This window comes from Endozoicomonas sp. ALC013 (genome assembly GCF_049310205.1).
Classification (GTDB): domain Bacteria; phylum Pseudomonadota; class Gammaproteobacteria; order Pseudomonadales; family Endozoicomonadaceae; genus Endozoicomonas.
Map to the genome: position 1 here is coordinate 1 of NZ_JBLYNS010000382.1, position 1,331 is coordinate 1,331.

Below are 1,331 nucleotides of genomic sequence, written 5' to 3' on the forward strand. Positions count from 1 at the left end.
AACCAAATGAAATTATATTTTCTGGCTACTTATGATTTCGTTTGTAGTAATGCCATCAGCATACCGGCCAGCCAGTTGAACTGGTTTTCCTTTCGGTTGAGCATCCACTCATCATGAATTGTCCATTTAGCCCTGGCGTCCACCGCCGCTGCAAAATGGGGTTTCCGTAGCAGGAACCTTCTTATTATTTTTTTGTCCAAAATTTCCTGACACCGGCATTCATAAATCAGGCATGGATGATCAAATGGACAAAACAATAAATGAAGTTATCAATTATCACTCCTTGCCAAGTCAAACAGTAACCCACTCTTTACCACACCAGGTGGGAAACATAAGGAAAATATCGGATTTTTCCGATGGACAGGCAAAGCTTCAGCAATCTTCAGCAAAGCGATCAAGATTAATTGAACCTCAAAAAGTCCCAATGCCTGATTTAGGACAAAGGCCTGCCGCTGCCTGTCAAGTTACCTCTCACTTTCAAAGCGATCACTCCACCGCCCGCTCAACGGATCAGGAAGCGGCCCATCAGAGCCTGAGCACCGGTGAGTTCTATTTTGCCAATACTCCGTTAACCCAACAGCGAATTATTGATCAATTACGCCATGAACAGCCTGCAACCTATTGCATTCGCGCGCTGGATGATCTGGAAAAACAGGGCCTGATGCAACAAACCTGGCTAGAGGGCGGCCAATTAAAAAAAGCGGAAGGCCGACTGTTTACGGATGAGCCGATGACCCTGGTGTTTGACCTGACCGCCATGACACCCGGTGATATTGCCAGCTTTAATGACCTCCTTCAGGTGTGCCCCAAGTGTAACGATAAACCACTGGGCGACCAAATCCGGCGGGTATTTCTGGTCAACCACGGGATGCTGGACGGAAGTAAGCCCGCCAACCCCGACCTCTGGCGCAGATTAGGACAAATGCCGGAAAAGGCCGTACCAGAAGCCGACTGCTATATTGCTGATTCGGTGACCGATGAAACCTTGCTGGCCCAAAAAACCACGGAAGACATCCCGGCCAATGCCCTCCGCGTCACCATCAACTTTGCCACCACCGACAACTGGTACCATCAACTGTTTGGTGGTATCACCCTCAATGATCGGGGTCGCCTGGTTTTTTCTGAAGGGGCTTTGGCCAACCTGAAAGAGAATACCCACCTTGTGCTTAACAATGCACCCTGGGAAGACACTGGCTTCCAGGCAGCCCTGGCAACGGCCATACGGGTTGGCGGATTCACCGCCAACAAACAATGGGTACGGCTGCCTGAGCGGATATCCCTGTCCGTAGCCCATGTCTGTGCCACCGAACTCAAAGCCCGGAAAGATCAGT

General features: G+C 50.0%; 1 protein-coding gene. It reads left to right on the forward strand.

The genetic code is table 11. The features are described from left to right. Nucleotides 1-424: 424 nt before the first annotated feature. A partial coding sequence (locus ACO6V1_RS23970; RefSeq protein WP_422469114.1) for a hypothetical protein occupies nt 425-1,331 on the forward strand: 907 nt, incomplete at its 3' end.